The sequence below is a fragment of the Prevotella sp. 885 genome (genome assembly GCF_002265625.1).
GTDB lineage: Bacteria > Bacteroidota > Bacteroidia > Bacteroidales > Bacteroidaceae > Prevotella.
Genome location: NZ_NOVE01000006.1, coordinates 76,367 through 95,408 on the forward strand (window position 1 = coordinate 76,367; position 19,042 = coordinate 95,408).

At 49.4% G+C, this 19,042-nt stretch carries 21 protein-coding genes; 6 read left to right on the forward strand and 15 right to left on the reverse strand.

The features are described 5' to 3' along the window. Positions 1-41 precede the first annotated feature (41 nt). The 6 genes from atpB to CHL74_RS03905 form a co-directional block, all read right to left on the reverse strand. Complete coding sequence (atpB, locus tag CHL74_RS03880) at positions 42-1,100, reverse strand: F0F1 ATP synthase subunit A (protein WP_094879855.1); 1,059 nt, start codon at positions 1,098-1,100, stop codon at positions 42-44. A gap of 6 nt (positions 1,101-1,106) precedes the next feature. Beyond that, the gene (locus CHL74_RS03885) at positions 1,107-1,535 is read right to left on the reverse strand and encodes a hypothetical protein (protein WP_094879856.1); all 429 of its coding nucleotides are present in this window, start codon (positions 1,533-1,535) and stop codon (positions 1,107-1,109) included. Positions 1,536-1,550: 15 nt separating this feature from the next. Beyond that, complete coding sequence (gene atpC, locus CHL74_RS03890) at positions 1,551-1,793, reverse strand: ATP synthase F1 subunit epsilon (protein ID WP_094879857.1); 243 nt, start codon at positions 1,791-1,793, stop codon at positions 1,551-1,553. 29 nt (positions 1,794-1,822) lie between these two features. Continuing rightward, on the reverse strand, positions 1,823-3,349 hold the full coding sequence (gene atpD / locus CHL74_RS03895) for a F0F1 ATP synthase subunit beta (protein ID WP_094879858.1): 1,527 nt from the start codon (positions 3,347-3,349) through the stop codon (positions 1,823-1,825). A 127-nt stretch (positions 3,350-3,476) separates the two neighbouring features. Further along, positions 3,477-4,454, reverse strand: coding sequence for a 6-phosphofructokinase (pfkA, locus tag CHL74_RS03900; protein ID WP_094879859.1), 978 nt, complete (start codon positions 4,452-4,454; stop codon positions 3,477-3,479). 10 nt (positions 4,455-4,464) lie between these two features. Next, positions 4,465-5,847 (reverse strand): SLC13 family permease, encoded by a 1,383-nt coding sequence (locus tag CHL74_RS03905; RefSeq protein WP_094879860.1) that lies wholly within the window; start codon positions 5,845-5,847, stop codon positions 4,465-4,467. Positions 5,848-5,981: 134 nt separating this feature from the next. Here CHL74_RS03905 and nudC point away from each other — a divergent pair, with 134 nt between their 5' ends. The 4 genes from nudC to CHL74_RS03925 are packed head-to-tail and all read left to right on the forward strand — an operon-like array spanning position 5,982 to position 9,982. Then, positions 5,982-6,752, forward strand: a complete 771-nt coding sequence (gene nudC / locus CHL74_RS03910; RefSeq protein WP_094879861.1) for an NAD(+) diphosphatase — start codon at positions 5,982-5,984, stop codon at positions 6,750-6,752. Between the two features lie 52 nt (positions 6,753-6,804). Next, the gene (locus tag CHL74_RS03915) at positions 6,805-7,788 is read left to right on the forward strand and encodes a Gfo/Idh/MocA family protein (protein ID WP_094879862.1); all 984 of its coding nucleotides are present in this window, start codon (positions 6,805-6,807) and stop codon (positions 7,786-7,788) included. Between the two features lie 36 nt (positions 7,789-7,824). Next, complete coding sequence (locus CHL74_RS03920; RefSeq protein ID WP_254923212.1) at positions 7,825-8,976, forward strand: DUF4421 domain-containing protein; 1,152 nt, start codon at positions 7,825-7,827, stop codon at positions 8,974-8,976. A 34-nt stretch (positions 8,977-9,010) separates the two neighbouring features. Then, positions 9,011-9,982 (forward strand): N-acetylmuramoyl-L-alanine amidase-like domain-containing protein, encoded by a 972-nt coding sequence (locus tag CHL74_RS03925; RefSeq protein WP_254923213.1) that lies wholly within the window; start codon positions 9,011-9,013, stop codon positions 9,980-9,982. Between the two features lie 92 nt (positions 9,983-10,074). Here the strand turns inward: CHL74_RS03925 and rplT are convergent, their stop codons facing one another. The 3 genes from rplT to infC all read right to left on the reverse strand — a co-directional run bounded on the left by rplT (position 10,075) and on the right by infC (position 11,449). Continuing rightward, a complete protein-coding gene (gene rplT / locus CHL74_RS03930) occupies positions 10,075-10,419 on the reverse strand; it encodes a 50S ribosomal protein L20 (RefSeq protein WP_094879864.1) in 345 nt (114 codons plus the stop codon). A gap of 36 nt (positions 10,420-10,455) precedes the next feature. Next, positions 10,456-10,653, reverse strand: coding sequence for a 50S ribosomal protein L35 (gene rpmI, locus CHL74_RS03935; protein ID WP_022159100.1), 198 nt, complete (start codon positions 10,651-10,653; stop codon positions 10,456-10,458). 109 nt (positions 10,654-10,762) lie between these two features. Beyond that, positions 10,763-11,449 carry a translation initiation factor IF-3 gene (infC, locus tag CHL74_RS03940; RefSeq protein WP_094879865.1) on the reverse strand — a complete coding sequence of 229 codons (687 nt, stop codon included), beginning with the start codon at positions 11,447-11,449 and terminating at the stop codon, positions 10,763-10,765. Positions 11,450-11,600: 151 nt separating this feature from the next. Between infC and CHL74_RS03945 the strand changes: the two genes are divergently transcribed. Continuing rightward, positions 11,601-11,909 (forward strand): DUF4491 family protein, encoded by a 309-nt coding sequence (locus CHL74_RS03945; protein WP_094879866.1) that lies wholly within the window; start codon positions 11,601-11,603, stop codon positions 11,907-11,909. Further along, entirely contained in the window at positions 11,899-12,369 is a 471-nt protein-coding gene (gene rlmH, locus CHL74_RS03950; RefSeq protein WP_094879867.1) for a 23S rRNA (pseudouridine(1915)-N(3))-methyltransferase RlmH, read from the forward strand. Before CHL74_RS03945 ends, rlmH begins: the two co-directional genes overlap by 11 nt. A gap of 450 nt (positions 12,370-12,819) precedes the next feature. Here rlmH and hisS read toward each other — a convergent pair whose 3' ends face one another. The 6 genes from hisS to CHL74_RS03980 are packed head-to-tail and all read right to left on the reverse strand — an operon-like array spanning position 12,820 to position 19,025. Next, entirely contained in the window at positions 12,820-14,178 is a 1,359-nt protein-coding gene (gene hisS / locus CHL74_RS03955) for a histidine--tRNA ligase (protein ID WP_094879868.1), read from the reverse strand. A gap of 15 nt (positions 14,179-14,193) precedes the next feature. Beyond that, positions 14,194-15,468, reverse strand: coding sequence for an adenylosuccinate synthase (locus CHL74_RS03960; protein WP_094879869.1), 1,275 nt, complete (start codon positions 15,466-15,468; stop codon positions 14,194-14,196). A gap of 24 nt (positions 15,469-15,492) precedes the next feature. Further along, positions 15,493-15,975: a Fur family transcriptional regulator gene (locus CHL74_RS03965; protein ID WP_094879870.1), complete on the reverse strand. Its 483-nt coding sequence runs from the start codon at positions 15,973-15,975 to the stop codon at positions 15,493-15,495. Between the two features lie 47 nt (positions 15,976-16,022). Further along, a complete protein-coding gene (locus CHL74_RS03970) occupies positions 16,023-16,637 on the reverse strand; it encodes a DNA alkylation repair protein (protein ID WP_094879871.1) in 615 nt (204 codons plus the stop codon). A gap of 21 nt (positions 16,638-16,658) precedes the next feature. Further along, positions 16,659-18,611 (reverse strand): dipeptidyl-peptidase 3 family protein, encoded by a 1,953-nt coding sequence (locus CHL74_RS03975; protein ID WP_094879872.1) that lies wholly within the window; start codon positions 18,609-18,611, stop codon positions 16,659-16,661. Between the two features lie 6 nt (positions 18,612-18,617). Further along, positions 18,618-19,025 (reverse strand): helix-turn-helix domain-containing protein, encoded by a 408-nt coding sequence (locus CHL74_RS03980; RefSeq protein WP_094879873.1) that lies wholly within the window; start codon positions 19,023-19,025, stop codon positions 18,618-18,620. Positions 19,026-19,042: the final 17 nt, after the last annotated feature.

The window sequence follows — 19,042 nt, forward strand, 5'->3', positions numbered from 1 at the left end:
AATTTTTTTAAGTTGTTATTTTTTTATTGTTTATTCTGTTGTTAAGCCTCTGCCTCCTCTTCCTTCTGAGCCAGACCGATGAACACGGCGCTCAACAAGGTGAAGACATAAGCCTGAATGAATGCCACAAGCACTTCAAGACAGTTCATGAAGAGCATCATTATGGCACTTACGAGGTTCAAACCTATACCGTAGCCCACGCCCATCGACCATCCGAGGAAGATGACGCATGTGAAGCTCAGGATGATTGCGTGACCTGCCATCATGTTGGCAAAGAGACGGACCATTAGAGCGAACGGCTTGGTGAACACACCGAAGAACTCGATGACTGGCATCAAAGGCACCGGATAAGCCTTGAGGAATACCGGTACGTGAGGCCAGAAGATATCTTTCCAATACTCCTTATTGCCAAAGAGATTGATGGCAATCATGGTGCAGATGGCGAGGAAGAACGTCACGTTGATGTTACCCGTCACATTGGCACCACCCGGGAATATCGGGAGCAAACCGAGAAGGTTCGTCGTAAAGATGAAGAAGAACACCGTGAGCAGATATGGTGCGAAGGGCTTGAAACGCTTCTCGCCTATCGACGCCTTTATCACGTCGTCATAGATTGTCATGACGAACATCTCCATCATACCGACAAATCCGCCAGGAGCCTCACTTCTCTCGTCCTTGTTCTTATACCAGCGGGCGCATGGGATGAATATTCCCAGCAGCACGAAAACCACAATCCAGATCTGTGCCACAGTCTTCGTGATGCTAAGGTCGATGGGACGCACCTTCGAGCCATCAGGCATTTTCTCATAGATCTTGCCATGATGTTCCTCGTCGAAGAAGAAATTCTTCGGCAAGGTATGCTCTGTGCAGAACGACCACTCGCCTGTACTTGAACTTCTGACGATTATCGGCAACGGAATGCTCAGACTCTTGCCCTCATAGGAAGCGATGTGCCACTCATAAGAGTCAGACAGGTGCTCAAGTACCGTAGACGGAATATCGAGCGACTTGCCCTCCTCTCCATGGGACCCTCCTGCAAAGGCGAAGGCTGGCATCAATGCCAATACCAAGAGAAGTAATAATGACTTTATCTGTTTCATTATCGTTTATTTATTATCTTTGTCACACTCAGTATGCGAATTGGAGACGTGCGAGAAGAATGCCGAATGGTGGACAATCATCCATAAATAGAAAACCATAAACACCAGACAGTATTCGAGCATCGCATCGCGACCTACGGCAATGTAGCATCCTACAAGCGTGAAGAGAGCCAACAACATACGGAAGCCGGACACGGCCGAAAAGAATGTCGGAAGCATATTCTGATTTGCCACGGCTATCCTTTTCCATAAGAATATGTCGGCAAGCTCCACCACAAGGGCGAACAATGCACTCACTACAAGAGGCGGGACAAGTCCGTCAACATGAGCGAACATCTGCAGGGAAAGTACAGCCAACGACAGTACCACTACAGCTAAAATAGTCTGCACGACATAACGTCGGCTAAGTTTTGCTATCTCTGTATTTTTCAACATGTCAACCGGGTTTCATTAAAGTTCAACACAAATGTTTACGTTGTTTTTCTGCACCTCAACGAAACCACCCATTGCCTTCACCTCATGCTCGCCTTCTGAGTCAAAAAATGTGATACGTCCGCTATCGAGTGTAGAGATAATAGGAGCGTGATTGGTAAGTATCTCGAATTCACCACTTGCGCCCGGCACGACCACGCGGTCCACCGTTCCTACAAACTCCACTTTCTCAGGAGAGACGATTCTTAGATTCAAACTCATATTCTTACAAGTATTAAGTGTGAAGCGGATTATCCCTTAGCTGCCTCAAGAAGCTTCTTACCCTTCTCGATGGCATCCTCGATCGTACCTACGTTAAGGAATGCCTGCTCCGGAAGGTTGTCCACCTCGCCGTCGAGAATCATGTTGAAGCCCTTGATGGTGTCCTCAATAGAAACCATCACACCCTTAACGCCTGTGAACTGCTCTGCCACGGCGAACGGCTGAGAAAGGAAACGCTGCACTCGACGTGCACGGTTCACGGTCAGCTTGTCCTCGTCAGAAAGCTCGTCCATACCAAGGATGGCGATGATGTCCTGAAGTTCCTTATAGCGCTGAAGAATCTGCTTAACGCGCTGGGCGCACTCATAGTGCTCCTTACCCACAATCAGCGGGTCGAGGATACGTGATGTAGAACCCAGAGGATCTACGGCAGGATAAATGCCAAGCTCCGTAATCTTACGCGAAAGCTCTGTTGTGGCGTCAAGGTGAGTAAAGGTTGTTGCAGGTGCCGGGTCAGTCAAGTCGTCAGCAGGCACATATACTGCCTGTACCGAAGTAATTGATCCCTTCTTTGTAGAAGTAATACGCTCCTGCATCTGTCCCATCTCGCTGGCAAGTGTCGGCTGATAACCTACGGCTGAAGGCATACGACCGAGAAGGGCGGACACCTCAGAACCTGCCTGAGTAAAACGGAAGATATTGTCGATGAAGAACATGATGTCGGCTGCTTCGCCGTCCTTTCCACCATGATCGCGGAATTCCTCTGCAACTGTCAGACCTGACAAAGCCACGGAAGCACGTGCTCCAGGCGGCTCGTTCATCTGTCCATAGACAAGTGTGGCCTGGCTCTTTTTAAGCTCTTCCTGGTCAACGAGAGACAAGTCCCACTTGCCTTCCTCCATTGCCTTTCTGAACTTGTCGCCGTACTTGATAACGCCTGACTCGAGCATGTCTCGGATAAGGTCATTACCCTCACGAGTACGCTCACCAACTCCGGCGAATACCGAATAACCGTTATGACCCTTGGCGATGTTGTTGATAAGCTCCATGATAAGCACGGTCTTACCCACACCTGCACCGCCGAACAGACCAATCTTACCACCCTTCATGTAAGGCTCCAGAAGGTCAATGACCTTGATACCCGTTGCGAGCATCTCCTTGTGTGTGGAAAGATCCTCAAACTTGGGCGCCTCACGGTGGATAGGATAAGCACCCTCCATGCTGAGCGTGCTCATACCGTCAATAGGCTGACCGATGACGTTCATCATACGACCCTTGATCTGCTCACCTGCCGGCATCATGATGGCATTGCCTGTCGGAACAACCTTCAAGCCACGCTGCAATCCGTCGGTATTGTCCATTGCGACGCAGCGTACGGTATCTTCGCCGATGTGCTGCTGCACCTCAATGATAAGCTCCTGTCCGTTAGGACGCTTAAGCTTCAGAGCTTCGTGAATTTTAGGCAACACCTCTTCAGGGTTCTTTCCGGCTGTATCGAAGTAAACGTCGATAACCGGGCCGATAATCTGCGAGATGCGACCGTTGATTTGTGACATATAGATTTTATTTATTATTAGTTTTTTTATGCGCTGCAAATATAACAACAATATTTTACATAAAAAATAAAATCGCTACAAATGCTCTTAAAAGTACCAATATTTTAGTGCAAATCGGACAAAGACGTTATATGCTCAGCTCGTCAAGCACCTTAATGAGCTTACGGTCGAACGGCTTATCGCTTCGGATAGCTTCGCTCAGCGGCACATAAACAATCTCGTTGTTGCGAACGCCTATCATCACGTTGCGCTGTCCCTGCTGAATGGCCTCTATCGCACCTACGCCTGTTCTGGAAGCAAGGATACGGTCATGAGCGCTCGGACGACCGCCACGCTGCAAGTGACCAAGGATTGACACGCGTACGTCGAACTGCGGGAATTCCTTCTTTACACGTTCTGCATAGAACATAGCGCCACACTTGGGGCTTTCCGATACTATTACAATACAGCTCTTCTTCGACTTACGGATGCCTCGCTCCATGAATCGAGCCAACTGGTCCACGTCGGTTGAATCCTCCGGAATGATGGCAGCCTCTGCTCCACTTGCGATAGCGCTGTTCTGAGCAAGGAATCCTGCGTCGCGTCCCATCACCTCTATGAAGAAGATGCGCTCATGGCTCTGCGCCGTATCGCGGATGCGGTCCACACACTCCACGATGGTGTTCATAGTGGTGTCATATCCGATTGTCGAGTCGGTTCCGTAAAGGTCGTTATCTATGGTTCCGGGCAAACCGATGCAACATACATCATACTTACGTGCAAACTCCATAGCACCGGTCAGCGATCCGTTTCCGCCAATCACGACAAGAGCGTCTATGCCATGCTCCTGCATCTGCTGGTAAGCCTTCTCCTTACCCTCATCGGTCATAAATTCCTTTGAGCGGGCAGTCTTAAGTATGGTTCCTCCAGACATGATTATTCCACTAACATTCTCTGTAGTGAAGTCTTCTATTTCACCGTTGATAAGACCGTCGTATCCGCGATAGATACCCTTAATCTTATAACCGTTACAGATGCCTGCACGGGTTACCGCACGTATAGCAGCGTTCATACCTGGGGCATCACCACCCGAGGTCAAAATTCCTATTGTTTGAATTCTTGCCATAGTTAATGTATTATTGTAGTAAAAAGTTCATTATCAGAAGGCCGAGCACGGAGCCTATCATCGCCACCCAACCCACATTACGCAAATACCAGCCGAGTTTTATGCGTTCTATCTTCATAAGCGCCAGTCCGCTCATACTGCCTATACACAAGATGTTTCCGCCTACGGAAGACGAGAAAGCTATTGCCTTCCAGCAGAGTCCGAGGTCTGCCTTCGAAGCCATATCCGCTCCATCACCCAACAAAGTCGGGGCAGAAACAGAGAGCACCGAAACCGACGTGACGAAATTGTCGAGCACGGAGCTGGCAGCCTGAGCAATCAGTCCCAGCACCAAAGCGTCCGAACAATAGTCTTTCAGCCAACCTTCTATGCTGTCCGCAATACCCGTCTCGCAAACCACGCCGACGGTAAGCATGATGCCCAACACGAAGAGTATCATCTGCATCACGTCATACTGAAGGGCACGCAGACCTCTGCGTTTCACCTTCTCCTCTGGATTTAGCGACTTGCGCGTTATTATTTCATTTACAACGCAAAGCACAGCCACCACGCACAACGCACCTACAAACGGACTGAGCTTCGTAATGTTATGGAATGTAGGTATAAACCAAAGACCGCCTATACCTATCATAAGCATCAGAATGCGCTGCCAAGTCTTCACGTTGGCATCGTCTCCACGATACGTGAGCATCATGTTCTCCACCTCCACATGTGGCGGCAGCATCCTGCCGATCCACCATACCGGCAACGCCCATGCCACAAGGCAGGGAACAGCAAGAGTCATCGAGTAATTGGTGGCTGTCACGGCTCCCGTATTCCACAACACCAATCCCGTAGGATCACCGATTACGGTCAGAGCGCCACCGCAGTTTGCCGAAATGGCAATGGCACAACCCATAAGTATGCGTTGCTTCTGCTTCACCACCACTCCGTGCATCACGGTCAGCATTATTACCGTAGTGGTAAGGTTGTCCAGATTGGCAGAGATGACAAACGTCAGGGCAGAAACAATCCATAGCATGCGTTTGCTATGGCGCGTCCGTATCAGTCGCGTAAGAAAGTCGAAGCAGCCGTTGTTCACCAATATCTCCGTTATTGCCATAGTGGAGAGCAGGAACAACACCACCTCGGAGGCTTTGCCTACGTATCTGAGGAAGATGTTCTGTGCTATGAAGTTCTTCACCTCAACCGAGGAAGAAGGGCGTAAAGCCAAAAAATTGGCATATTCTGAAGAATGATGGCTCGTTACGAAGTCCATTCCGTAACCCACATAGAGAATCCAAACCAGCGTTCCAACGAAGATTGCAACGGCGGCTTTGCTTATATTGGTGAATTTCTCGGTAGCTATTAAGATATAGCTCAGAAGAATTATGGTTACAATAACTAAAGTCATGATCGTCTATGAAAGATTACACGTGCAAAGGTACAAAAATAATCGACGTACGCAAGAAAGGAGCACGTATTTTTACTTTTTTTGATGCGTTTCTCAATAAAATATCCTACTTTTGTACCACAAATATCACACTTATGAATTATTGGTTTGTCTTTCATAAAAACGACGTCCTGCTGAAACAAACAGCAGACGGAACTTACACCATTCCTTTTGGAGATTCATGCCCGTTCTGCTTGAACGAAGGGGCACACGTACTGAACGTAACGCCTATGGCTGACGGCACACTCGTCAACGCCTTGGAAATGTCTGAAAATGTCGATTCTGCCGGATATGAATGGTGCGACTTGCGCAAGTCTTACTACAAGCTTTCTCCTGAGCTTTATCAGAAAGCGGGAAAATGCCACGAGCTGCTATATTGGGACATCAACACCCAATACTGCGGACGTTGCGGCGAAAAGCTGGTTATGAACACGGAAATTTCGAAGGTCTGCCCTAAATGCGGCAAGCTCTCGTGGCCTCTCCTTGCCACAGCCATCATCGTCCTCATCAACAAGGGTGACAATCTGCTCCTCGTCCACGCAAAGAATTTCAAGACGGACTTCTACGGTTGCATAGCCGGATTCGTCGAGACGGGAGAATCGCTTGAGGAAGCCGTACAGAGAGAAGTCATGGAGGAGACGTCGCTCAAGATAAAGAATCTCCGCTACTTCAAGTCGCAGCCTTGGCCCTACCCTTGCGGTCTGATGGTGGGCTACTTCGCCGAATACGAGAGCGGAGAGCTGAAACTGCAGGAATCGGAGCTTTCCAAGGGAGGATGGTTCCATAAGGACGCGCTTCCCACCATTCCAGAGAAGCTGAGCCTGGCACGAATGCTTATCGACAGATGGCTGGAAGAACACGCCTAAGCAACAAAACCACAACATAACGACAACACATTATTATATACAAACACTTATCATGAAAGAAATAGGATGGGGATTCATTGGATGCGGCGAAGTGACCGAGAAGAAGTCGGGACCTGCCTTTAACGAGGTGCCCGGTTCGCACGTTGTGGCAGTTATGAGCCGCAACGCCGAGAAGGCTGAGTCGTACGCTAAAAGACATAACATAAAAAAATGGTATACTGACCCTCTTGAGCTCATTAACGACCCGGAGATAAACGCCATCTACATAGCCACGCCGCCGTCCAGCCACGCCACTTTCGCCATCATGGCGATGAAGGCAGGCAAGCCCGTCTACATAGAGAAGCCTCTCGCTGCAAGCTACGAGGACTGCGCACGAATCAATCGCATAAGCGAGCTGACCGGCGTGCCTTGCTTCGTGGCTTATTACAGACGTTACCTGCCTTACTTCCAGAAGGTGAAGCAGATTATCCAGTCCGGAGCCATCGGCACGCCTGCCAACGTACAGATAAGGTTCTCCGTTCCGCCACGCGACCTTGACTATAAGAGCAACGGTTCGCTACCTTGGCGCCTGCAACCCGACATCGCAGGAGGAGGCTATTTCTACGACCTTGCCCCTCATCAGCTCGACCTGATACAGGACATCTTCGGCGTAATAACACGCGCACACGGCTATTGCTCTAACATGGCAAAGCTCTACAAGGCAGAGGACACAATAAGCGCCTGTTTCTACTTTGAGAACGGTCTGCCAGGCAGCGGCTCATGGTGTTTCGTGGGCCATCAGAGCGCCAAGGAAGACCGCATAGAGGTCATCGGCGAGAAAGGAATGCTCTCCTTCTCCGTCTACAACTACAGCCCCATACAGCTTGTAACGAGCGAAGGCAGAAGCAGCATCGTCGTTCCCAATCCGCCTTACGTACAGCTGCCCATCATCCGCTCCGTCATAGAGCATCTGCAGGGCATTGGCATTTGCGAATGCACGAGCGTGAGCGCCACTCCCGTCAACTGGGTGATGGACCGCATACTCGGCAAGCTCTAAACAAAGACCATATCCAACCAAAAGAACACTATATACGTGACAAAACGACTCATCTTACTGGCGATTTCAGCGCTTCCGTACATCCAGATGTCTGCACAAAAGGCAGACACGGACACGTTGGCCATGACGGCTGACAGCGACACTATAGTACGCTCGGAAATATCTGAGCGCACTAAGCGTGAGCCGTTTTTCAAGCGATTGATGAAGTCGACATACAAGGTGGTAAAGAACTTCAGCAGGGTGGACACCAACTACATCGAGCCGCAGAAATACAATTTCACGTTCATGATGCAGAACACCAACACGTATGAGTCGTACACCATCAGCTCCGGAAGCGGCAACGACTTTATGTTTTCCCCGCAGCCGTCCATCAAGATTGGTCCCTACGTCGGCTGGAGATGGCTGTTCCTCGGTTACACACTCGACGTCAAGCACCTCCGCAACGGCAACAACAAGCAGGAGTTCGACCTCTCGCTCTACAGTTCGCAGATTGGCATCGACCTCTTCTACCGCAAGACCGGCAACGACTATCGCATAAAGCACGCCTATCTCGACCATGATCGTGTGATAAACACCGAGCCTCTCAACGGCGTATCGTACGACGGCATCAACGTAGGCATCAAGGGTTTCAACTTATACTATATTTTCAATCATAAGCGATTCTCTTATCCTGCCGCCTTCAGCCAGTCCACCATACAACGCCGCTCAAGCGGTTCGGCTCTGTGCGGAATAGGCTACACCAAGCATTCGCTCAGCATAGACTGGGACAAGCTCTATTCCATCGTCTCTGACAAGCTGGGCGAGGACGTGGCAAGCAGATACATGAGCGAAGGACCCGACAAGAAGAAAATCAACTATACCGACATTTCCCTGTCCGGAGGTTACGCTTACAACTGGGTGTTCGCTCATAACTGGCTGGCTGCCATCTCGCTCTCGGCTGCCATTGGCTACAAGGGCGCAAGTAGCGAGAAAGACAACGAGATTCTGAACTTCCGCGACTTCTCGTTCCACAACTTCAACCTCGACGGAGTAGGCAGACTCGGACTGGTATGGAACAACATGAAGTGGTATTACGGCATAAGCGCCATCTTCCATACTTACAATTACCGTAAGTCGCAGTTCCGCACCAACACCACCTTCGGCAACATAAATCTGTATATAGGATTCAACTTCGGCAAAATGAAATAAAGAAAAGAAAAAAGACTAACACCACAAAAACAATATGATAACCAAATCATTCCTCATAGCTATGAGCACTCTCTTGCTCACAGCATGTTCCGACAGCAACAAGACCAATGCGCAGCAGAAGCCAGCAGCTCCCGTGACTGTCAAACCGGCTCCAGCAAAGCCAGCACCCAACGACGCATCTACAAAGCCTGCAGACAAAGACGCCGTCATCATCACGTCCATAATAAAGGATTCTGAAGCTTACTATAAAGAGCTTTGCAAGAACGCTTCTGTCAGCAAGGAGGACCGACGTTCCAAGCTAATCCTTCACATAGCAAGGAAATTCCTCGGCACACCCTACATGGCTAAGACATTGGAGACAGAAGGCAAAGAACGCCTCGTCATCAACGCACGACAGCTCGACTGCACCACATACGTGGAGAACACCATGGCCATCTATCTTTACGTGACTAACAGCCGCACCTCCTACGACGACTATAAGAATCAGCTGCGCCTTCTCAGATATGCGAACGGCGAAGTGACGTACGCCGCACGCCAGCATTACTTCACACAATGGATAGAGGAGAACACAAAGAAGGGATACGTACACGAGCTGCAATCCCCCACCCCTCCGTTCACATCCGAACAGCTTCTGCGGATTGACTTCATGACCACGCACGTCTCTCTTTACCCGATGCTCAAGGATTCGCCCGAGGACATCAAGACAATAGCACAAAGAGAACGCGAACTTAGCGGAAGAAAATATCGCTACATCCCTAAAGCCTCCATCCGAAACACCAGCCTCTTCCGCTCCACCATAAAGGACGGCGACATCATAGCCATCACCACCTCCAAGAAGGGACTCGACACGTCACACATCGGCATTGCCGTGTGGCACAAGGACGGGCTGCACATGCTCAATGCCTCGCAGATACACAAGAAAGTGGTGGAAGAACCGATGACGCTCTATCAATACATGCAGCGCCACCCAAGCCAGACAGGCATCAGAATAGTCAGAATGAAGTAAGTTGATAGATAAAAAAACGAGAAAAGGATGGAAACTGAGCGAAAACCCAATTCCATCCTTTTCTTTATTTCTTGCTTTTTATAATCCTCAGATTACTTTACCTTAGCTACGATAGCCTTGAAAGCCTCAGGATTGTTAACAGCGAGGTCAGCGAGGACCTTGCGGTTGATCTCGATACCAGCCTTGTGGAGTGCACCCATAAGTGTAGAATAGGTCATGTTCTCGAGACGAGCAGCAGCGTTGATACGCTGGATCCACAATGCGCGGAAGTTGCGCTTCTTGTTACGGCGGTCACGGTAAGCGTATGTGAGACCCTTCTCCCAAGTGTTCTTCGCAACTGTCCAAACATTCTTTCTTGCACCATAGTAACCCTTGGTCAACTTAAGGATTCTTGTTCTCTTTGCTTTTGAAGCAACGTGATTTACTGATCTTGGCATAGTTTTTCTTTTCCTTTAAATGTTTGACTAGTGAAATTAACGAAGGCAAAGCAAGTCACGAACTTGCTTGAGGTTGCTGTTATCAACAATTGCTTGGTGAACCAGGTTTCTCTTCTGCTTCTTTGTTTTCTTAGTCAGAATGTGACTGTGGTAAGCGTGATGACGCTTGATCTTACCGGTTCCGGTAAAGCGGAATCTCTTCTTTGCACCGGAGTTTGTCTTAACTTTTGGCATTTTTTTGTTATTTAATTTATTAATATATTGTGGCAACGCATATACCAAGGCGTTACGCACATTTTTCTATACTATGGTCTTTCTTGTCTGACGCAAGGAACGTCTTTTCTTATTCCTCGCCCTTCAGAGCCTTGAGTGCTGCCTCGCTCACCTTAGCGTTTGCGAGCAGACCACCGTTTGCCGGCATCTCTGTGTTTACAGCCTCTTCCTTCTTGGCGTTGGCGTCAGCCTCTCTCTTCTCGCGGTCCATCTTCTGCTGGCTCTTCTTCACGGCACCAGTCTTCTTCGGAGCCAGATAGAGGAACATCTTCTTACCGTCGAGCTTCGGAAGCTGCTCCACCTTTCCGTATTCCTCCAAATCGTTGGCGAAACGGAGCAACAGCACCTCGCCCTGCTCCTTGAAAAGGATTGAGCGACCGCGGAAGAACACATAAGCTCTCACCTTATTGCCGTCAGAAAGGAATTCCTGAGCATGCTTAAGCTTGAAGTTATAGTCGTGAGCATCAGTCTGAGGTCCGAAACGAATCTCCTTGATTTCAACCTTTGCCTGCTTAGCTTTCATTTCCTTTGCATGCTTCTTCTGCTGATAAAGGAACTTGCTGTAGTCAATGAGACGACAAACTGGCGGCTGGGCATTGGGAGATATTTCAACCAGGTCGACACCCTGCTCTCTTGCCATGTCCAAAGCATGACGCGTAGGCATCACTGTTGATTCGCCGTCACTAACTATACGTACTTCCCGAACGCGAATTTGCTCATTCACGCGGTACTGGTTTTTCATTTTGTCATTCTTCATTAAACTATTTTTGATAAGCTATATTTTTATAAGCGGGTGCAAAGTTACCTATTTTCAGCCGACCGACAAAATATTTTCGATTCTTTTTTGCCCTTCCACTCCCGCAAGTTCAATATTTTTTATAATTTTGCACCATAACACGTATATTAATATGGAGAACATACATTTAACAGGACTTTCGATAGCCGTCAGCACTTTTTTGGTTATCGGACTGTTCCACCCCATCGTCATTAAGATGGAATATTATTTCGGAGTACGCCTGTGGTGGATTTTCCTTCTTGCGGGCATCGCCTTCATCATCGGTTCAATGCTCATTGCCAACGTCATAATCTCCTCACTTCTCGGAGTGTTGGGAGCCTCGTGCCTGTGGAGCATAGGCGAGCTGTTCGAACAGAAGCAAAGAGTGAAGAAAGGATGGTTTCCGATGAACCCTAAGCGGAAGGAGGAATATGAAGGCTGAACTCATACTTGTGGGCAAGACCACGGACAAGCTCTTCGCTACAGGTATAGCTGATTACGCAGACAGGATAACACATTATCTCTCCTTCTCCATCAACACCATCCCTGCGCTGAAAAACACCAAGAACCTCAGCGAGGAGGAGCAGAAAAAGGCTGAAGGCGAGCTTATCTTGCGCCAACTGCAACCCTCTGACACCGTAGTGCTTCTTGACGAGCACGGAGCGGAGCGCACCAGCATGGAGACGGCTGCATGGCTGCAGAAGAAGATGCAGACAGCACGCCGACTGGTCTTCGTCATCGGAGGTCCCTACGGCTTCTCAGACGCTGTATATCAGCGTGCCAACGAAAAAATCTCTCTCTCACGCATGACCTTCTCACACCAGATGGTCCGCCTGATATTCACCGAACAGCTCTATCGTGCCTGCACCATCATTAAGGGCGAGAGCTATCATCACGAATAAACAAGAACACAATCTTGTCATTTGGTCATTTTGTCAAAATCATTCTCTGAATGTTGGTTATTTGGCTCTATAGTATAATATGCATTTTATATATTATACTATAGGAGTCTGACAAGCACTTTCGCTTTTTCATTTTGACAAAATGACAAAATGACAAGATGACAAGATGACAAGATGAATTAGGAGTTAGCAATTTGCGCAGCGCCACTTTTCACGTCATGGAGGACAACTTTACACGCCCCGGGGGACAACTATTGCAACGTTGGAACATATATACTAACTTTGCAGCACAATCAAATTGTTTAACTAAGACGCCCAACAACCAATGAATAGCAGGAACACAAAAAACGGAAACACATCAAAATGGAATTCCTCGACTCCTATCTTGACACGTTTCCGCTTTGTCAGTCATTATCTGCGTCAAATCCACAACGCAATAAAAAAGTATGGTTACTTCACAGCCTCAACAAGCTCGTCTGCTGTTACAAGCTTCTGTTCGCCTGTGGTCATGTTCTTGAGAGTGAACTTGTTGTCGGCAATCTCCGACTCGCCAGCAAGCACCACGAAGGGGATGTTCTTCGAGTTGGCATAAGCCATCTGCTTCTTCATCTTCGCGCTGTCCGGATAGATTTCGGCACGAATGCCTTCCTCACGACACTTTCCGAGCATCGGCAGGCAATAGTCAGCCTCAGCCTCGCCGAAGTTAATGAAAAGCACCTGAGTGCCGCATGTGGTCTGCTCGGGATAAAGATCAAGGCCGCAAAGCACGTCGTAGATGCGGTCTGCACCGAACGAGATGCCCACTCCGCTAAGTCCAGGCATTCCGAAGATGCCAGTAAGATTGTCATAGCGTCCACCACCAGTAATCGAACCGATGGCATAGTCGAGCGCCTTAACCTCAAAGATGGCTCCCGTGTAATAGTTAAGGCCACGAGCGAGTGTAAGGTCAAGCTCGAGAGTATTGCGGATGCCGCACTTGGCAGCCTTCTCAAGGATGAAGCGTGTCTCCTCCACTCCCTTCATACCTGTCTCTGAAGAAGCAAGCAGATCTGCAATAACCTGAAGCTTCTCCTCATTGGTGCCGGTCATGGCGATAATCGGCTGGAGCTTCTCCACAGCCTCATCAGAAATGCCGTTGGAACGCAACTCAGCGTTTACGCCGTCCAGTCCGATCTTGTCCAGCTTGTCAATAGCCACCGTGATGTCCACAATCTTCTCTGCCTCACCGATAACCTCAGCTATTCCGGTAAGAATCTTGCGGTTATTGATCTTGATTGCCACGCGTATTCCGAACTTGGTGAATACCGTGTCCATAATCTGGATGAGCTCCACCTCGTTAAGAAGCGAGTTAGATCCCACTACGTCAGCATCACACTGATAGAACTCGCGGTATCTGCCCTTCTGCGGACGGTCTGCACGCCACACGGGCTGAATCTGGAAGCGACGGAAAGGCAGCTGTATCTCCTCTCTATGCTGTACGACATAGCGTGCGAAAGGCACGGTAAGGTCATAACGGAGTCCCTTCTCACAGAGCTTTGAGGCAAGGTGAAGAGAGTCGCGCTGAAGCAGCTGCTCGTCGTCTATCTTTGAGAGATAGTCACCGGAATTGAGAATCTTAAACAACAGTTTGTCGCCCTCTTCACCATACTTGCCCAAGAGGGTCTGCAGAGTTTCCATGGCAGGAGTCTCGATCTGCTGGAATCCGTACAGAGCGTATACGCCACGTATGGTGTCGAAGATGTAGTTACGCTTCGCCATCTCCTCAGGAGAGAAGTCGCGCGTACCTTTGGGTATGCTTGTTTTTGCCATATAATGTCTTAGATGTTACTTGCGTACGATTGTCTGCTCGCGGTCCGGACCGATTGAGACAATGCGTATAGGAGTCTCGAGATATTCCTCAAGGAAGTCGATGTAAGCCTTGAACTCTGCGGGGAACTGGTCCTCAGATGTGAATGATGTCATATCCACGTTCCATCCCTTAAACTCCTTGTAGATAGGCTCAACGCCCTCCAGCTCGTAAGGAAGGTCTGTGGTCTGCGTTCCGTCCTGCAGCTTGTAAGCCACGCATGCCTTGATGGTGGGGAATGTGTCGAGCACGTCGCTCTTCATCATGATAAGCTCTGTAACGCCATTAATCATGATAGAGTATTTGAGCTGTACGAGGTCGCACCATCCGCATCTGCGCTCACGTCCTGTCACAGCGCCATACTCGTGACCGAGGTCGCGAATCTTGTTGCCAGTAGCGTCGAAGAGCTCTGTGGGGAAAGGACCAGCACCCACGCGTGTGCAGTATGCCTTCATGATACCGTAGACGTTGCCGATGCGGTTAGGACCGATGCCGAGACCGATGCAAGCGCCTGCGCAGATTGTGTTGGAAGAAGTAACGAAGGGATATGAGCCGAAGTCTACGTCGAGCATTGTGCCCTGTGCTCCCTCGCAAAGAACGTCCTTGCCAGAACGGAGAATCTTGTTGATCTCGTGCTCGCTGTCTACGATGTGGAACTGCTTGATATACTCGATGCTTTCCATCCATGCCTTCTCCACCTCTGTGATGTCGAAGTCTGTATAGCCGAGGGCTGCAATCTGCTTGAGGTGTGCGGCCTTGTGTGCCTCATACTTCTCCTGGAAGTTTTCGAGGATGTCGCCCACACGCAGACCGGTACGGCTTACCTTGTCTGTATAAGTAGGGCCGATGCCCTTACCAGTGGTGCCCACCTTGTTCTTTCCCTTTGAAGCCTCGATGGCTGCGTCGAGTACGCGATGTGTAGGCATGATAAGATGTGCCTTCTTTGAGATATGGAGGCGCTCCTTGAGGTCGTGACCGCTCTTCTCCAAATCCTTTGCCTCTGCCATGAAGAGGTCCGGAGCAAGAACCACGCCGTTACCTATAATGTTGACCTTACCACCCTGGAAGATGCCAGAGGGGATGCTGCGCAACACGTACTTCTGGCCTTCGAACTCCAAGGTATGTCCTGCGTTAGGACCTCCCTGAAAACGAGCAATTACATCATACTTCGGAGTAAGGACGTCTACGACCTTTCCCTTTCCCTCATCGCCCCATTGGAGACCGAGGAGGACATCTACTTTTCCTTTATTCATAAAAAATCAAATGTTTTGATTCGGTTATTTTTTGTTTTCGTTCTTTATTGCCACCCGCTTACGCTTTTCCTTCAGCTGGCAGGCTGAGCACACTCCGTAAATGTAGAGCGCATAGCGGTCTTTACGGAAGCGGCGCATCTTGGCGTCCTGCAGGAGGTCTGAAATGCCTGGTATGTCCACGTCTATGGCCTTGCCGCATACTGTGCAGATCTGGTGGCAATGGCTCTCGTTCTTATAGCACGCCTCATAACGGGTGCCGTTCTGAAAGCGGTGGCGTATTAGAAGACGCAGCTCGACGAAGAGACGAAGCGAATTGAATAGCGTGCCGCGGCTTACATGAAAATTGCGCTGCGCCAACTCCTCCACCAAGTCTTCCGTTCTGAAGAATCCTCCAAGGCTGTATGCGGCGTCAAGCACAGCAAAACGCTCGGGTGTCTTCCGGCAATGGTTGGTTTCGATGTAATCAGTCAGTACTGACCGAACCACTTCCTTGACGTCATCTTTCATTTAAATGCAAAGTTACATTATTTTAAGAAAGTATCCAAATAGATAGCCTAAAAAGCATCCAAACCGAACTCTTTCAGCAGTCTGGCTGTATGTTCGGCATAGGGGCTGTCGCTTCCCGTGATATATTCCAGGCAGTTGACCATGGCATGAACCACGTGTCGGTCTGCCTGACGGAAGTCGGCTTCTGCACTTCCGAGCAAAGCTGTATAAGCTTCTGCATCGAGCGGCTTACGCTGCTTGAGCAAGCGTGTGGCGAGATGGTAAGCGCAGATATGGAGACACTTATTGTCGGCATCGAGAAGAGGCTTCACCAAGCGGTCGGCTCCCTCAATATGCTGGAAAAGATTGAACGCAAGAAACTCCGCCAACTCAATGGAGTCGACGGATGCGGACCATTCTACAGCCTTCTCCACGGTCATCTCTTCCGCAGGGCAGAGAAGTGTGGCAAGCATGCGACATTCCCTTATCTTCTCCGCCCACAGCATGTCAGCCAGCTCCATGTCCTTGTCGTAGGAGGAGGCTATACGTCGGAGGTCGGGTTGGGATATTCCCCAATTTATTTTATAGTCAAGGCCCTTCTCACGCATTGACTGCGACGTCACTCCATTCATGAACAGACGGAACGACCTTTTAATGGCCTTCAGCTTTTCGTTATTATCCATTTTATGGTCTTTGTTGCTGTTTTAGAGATAACCGTACTCAGAGGAATATCTGAGCATCTGGTGTTCATATGTTTCTGAATAGTCGAGACGGACATCCGTTATGGTGCCGTCGGCTGACTGTTCGAGGGTCATGTGCGGATTGAGGAATCCCTTGTATGGGGCTATTCCCAACTTGGCATAGCGCTCCAGCATCTCTTCGTGGAGAACAGAATCGACGTGTATGGCATATTGCTCCACCATGCTACGTGCCCCGTCGAAGTCGCCCTCGCTCTTTATGCGCTGTATTTCGGCAAGAAGAGTGGCGAAAGCCTGACGAAGGAGTTCGTAATCATTCACCTGGAGATATGTCTTGCCGTCCCTTTGGGTCAACGAAAGAGCCGAGGGATAGTTGGCGAGAGTCCATCTTGCCACCAGCGCACGGTTGCGCATATGTGCCTCCTCTATTTCATGTCCGGGCTTGATGCGCGTCAGCTGAGTCATCAGACCGTTCATAAGATAGGTGTAGTATTGCGAACGATAAGCATCGGCGTCAGGCACAAGACCTAATTCCACGAGTTTGGCGTCTGCGATATAATAAAGTCCGAAGAGGTCGGCACGGGCTTCCTCTATGGTGCTGCCATAGGCTCCAAGGGCGTCAGCTGACACTCCAGGGAGCAGTTGTCCCGATCCATGACCGAGACATTCATGGAGGTCGGTATGGAGATCGTCGCAAAGGTCGCCGTACTTCAGAATGAGAGCACGTGTGGCGTCGTCGATGACGTATTCGTCAAGGAAGCCGTTGCCACGTGCCGCCTGATTGTAAGCGTGCGTAAGATTGCCGATAGTAATGCTCTTCGATCCGTGGCTTGCCCTTATCCAGTCAGCATTAGGAAGATTTATGCCAATGGCAGTGGAGGGATATTCGTCGCCACCAAGCATGGCTGAGCAGACCACATTAGCAGTAACGCCCACCACCTTAGTCTTGCGGAAGCGCGGGTCCACGGGCGAATGGTCTTCAAACCATTGTGCGTTCTGGCTGATGGTCTGAGTGCGGCGTGTGGCTACAAGGTCCTTGTACGTGACGATGCCTTCCCACGAAGCCTTGATGCCAAGCGGGTCGCCATACACCTCGATGAAGCCGTTGATGAAGTCGATGCGGCCTTCCTGCTCCTTGAGCCACTCTATGGAATACTGGTCGAAGACGTGGAGGTCGCCTGTACGATAATAACTGATGAGCAGATTTATGATTTTTGTCTGCTGCGGGTTTTCAGCCACTTCTGCTGCCTTCTCCAGCCAATTGACAATGTGCTTGATGGCATGTCCGTAAAGTCCGCCTTCTTTCCATACGTCCTCGTGGATGGTGCCGTCAGCATGCTTTCGCAAGGTGGAATTTAGTCCATAGGAAATCGGAGTCTGGTCCTCTGGATTGCGCATAGAGGCATAGAAATCCTCCACCTCCTTCTGCGAGAGATTTTCATAATAGTTGCATGCAGAAGTCTTGACAAGGTCGTCGCCGTCCTTCTGATTTACGCGCTTTGCCTGTACGGAAGGATTGAAGATTACGGGGCACAGCTCATCCAAGAGGCTGTCCACGGTCTGTCCTTCGGCAAGCGGCAGCTTGTCGGCTCCGACCTGACGTACGGCTTCGATGAAGAAAGGCTCGGAGAAGTCGGGGACAAACTTCTCGCATCCATAATGATGATGGATGCCGTTGGAGAACCACACACGCTTCAGATAGACCGTCAGAGCTTGGAAATCGTGCGACGTGCGGTCGCCCACGAAGTTCTCATACACAGCCTCCAAGGTCTTCCTGATAAGAAGATTGTGACGACCGAACTGGTCGGTTACGATGTCACGACCGCATAATGTGGCCTTGGCAAGATAATATATATATAGTTTCTGCTTTAATGTCAGATCTTCGAAACCGTCAAGACGATAGCGGAGCATCTGAATGTCAGCAAAACGCTCATCTGTGAATTTAAATGTTTCTGCCATTTATTTTTAAGGTTGAATATAATTGGCCTGATACTGCCGCGGCGTCACTCCCGTGTAGAGTTGGAACGCGCGGTAGAACGACTGTCTGTTAGCAAATCCCACCATATCCGATATTTCGTCCATACGCAAGCCAGCATAGCGCTTGTCCGCAAGCAGAGCCATCGCCTCTTCTATGCGCAGACGATTGACAAACTGCGAATAGTTGAGATGATAGCGCACATTTAGTACGATGGAAACATACCTTGTGTTCGTATGCAAAGCCTCAGCCAGTTTCTTGGCCGTGAAATGTCGGTCGCGGTATTTTTTCTCCACGACCATCAGCTGCAGGAGTTGTTCTTTCAGCTTATCGAAAGTTTCGCTCGAAATCTTGGTAAGATATGCTGGTGCCTTTTTTTCATTAGAATCTTTTTCCATATTGCCTTACTAACAAA

Excerpts from the sequence above, each read along its gene's own strand:
- atpB (WP_094879855.1), bottom strand. The coding sequence starts at position 1,100 with ATGAAACAGATAAAGTCATTATTACTTCTCTTGGTATTGGCATTGATG.
- CHL74_RS03885 (WP_094879856.1), bottom strand. The coding sequence starts at position 1,535 with ATGTTGAAAAATACAGAGATAGCAAAACTTAGCCGACGTTATGTCGTG.
- atpC (WP_094879857.1), bottom strand. The coding sequence starts at position 1,793 with ATGAGTTTGAATCTAAGAATCGTCTCTCCTGAGAAAGTGGAGTTTGTA.
- atpD (WP_094879858.1), bottom strand. The coding sequence starts at position 3,349 with ATGTCACAAATCAACGGTCGCATCTCGCAGATTATCGGCCCGGTTATC.
- pfkA (WP_094879859.1), bottom strand. The coding sequence starts at position 4,454 with ATGGCAAGAATTCAAACAATAGGAATTTTGACCTCGGGTGGTGATGCC.
- CHL74_RS03905 (WP_094879860.1), bottom strand. The coding sequence starts at position 5,847 with ATGACTTTAGTTATTGTAACCATAATTCTTCTGAGCTATATCTTAATA.
- nudC (WP_094879861.1), top strand. The coding sequence starts at position 5,982 with ATGAATTATTGGTTTGTCTTTCATAAAAACGACGTCCTGCTGAAACAA.
- CHL74_RS03915 (WP_094879862.1), top strand. The coding sequence starts at position 6,805 with ATGAAAGAAATAGGATGGGGATTCATTGGATGCGGCGAAGTGACCGAG.
- CHL74_RS03925 (WP_254923213.1), top strand. The coding sequence starts at position 9,011 with ATGATAACCAAATCATTCCTCATAGCTATGAGCACTCTCTTGCTCACA.
- rplT (WP_094879864.1), bottom strand. The coding sequence starts at position 10,419 with ATGCCAAGATCAGTAAATCACGTTGCTTCAAAAGCAAAGAGAACAAGA.
- rpmI (WP_022159100.1), bottom strand. The coding sequence starts at position 10,653 with ATGCCAAAAGTTAAGACAAACTCCGGTGCAAAGAAGAGATTCCGCTTT.
- infC (WP_094879865.1), bottom strand. The coding sequence starts at position 11,449 with ATGAAGAATGACAAAATGAAAAACCAGTACCGCGTGAATGAGCAAATT.
- CHL74_RS03945 (WP_094879866.1), top strand. The coding sequence starts at position 11,601 with ATGGAGAACATACATTTAACAGGACTTTCGATAGCCGTCAGCACTTTT.
- rlmH (WP_094879867.1), top strand. The coding sequence starts at position 11,899 with ATGAAGGCTGAACTCATACTTGTGGGCAAGACCACGGACAAGCTCTTC.
- hisS (WP_094879868.1), bottom strand. The coding sequence starts at position 14,178 with ATGGCAAAAACAAGCATACCCAAAGGTACGCGCGACTTCTCTCCTGAG.
- CHL74_RS03960 (WP_094879869.1), bottom strand. The coding sequence starts at position 15,468 with ATGAATAAAGGAAAAGTAGATGTCCTCCTCGGTCTCCAATGGGGCGAT.
- CHL74_RS03965 (WP_094879870.1), bottom strand. The coding sequence starts at position 15,975 with ATGAAAGATGACGTCAAGGAAGTGGTTCGGTCAGTACTGACTGATTAC.
- CHL74_RS03970 (WP_094879871.1), bottom strand. The coding sequence starts at position 16,637 with ATGGATAATAACGAAAAGCTGAAGGCCATTAAAAGGTCGTTCCGTCTG.
- CHL74_RS03975 (WP_094879872.1), bottom strand. The coding sequence starts at position 18,611 with ATGGCAGAAACATTTAAATTCACAGATGAGCGTTTTGCTGACATTCAG.
- CHL74_RS03980 (WP_094879873.1), bottom strand. The coding sequence starts at position 19,025 with ATGGAAAAAGATTCTAATGAAAAAAAGGCACCAGCATATCTTACCAAG.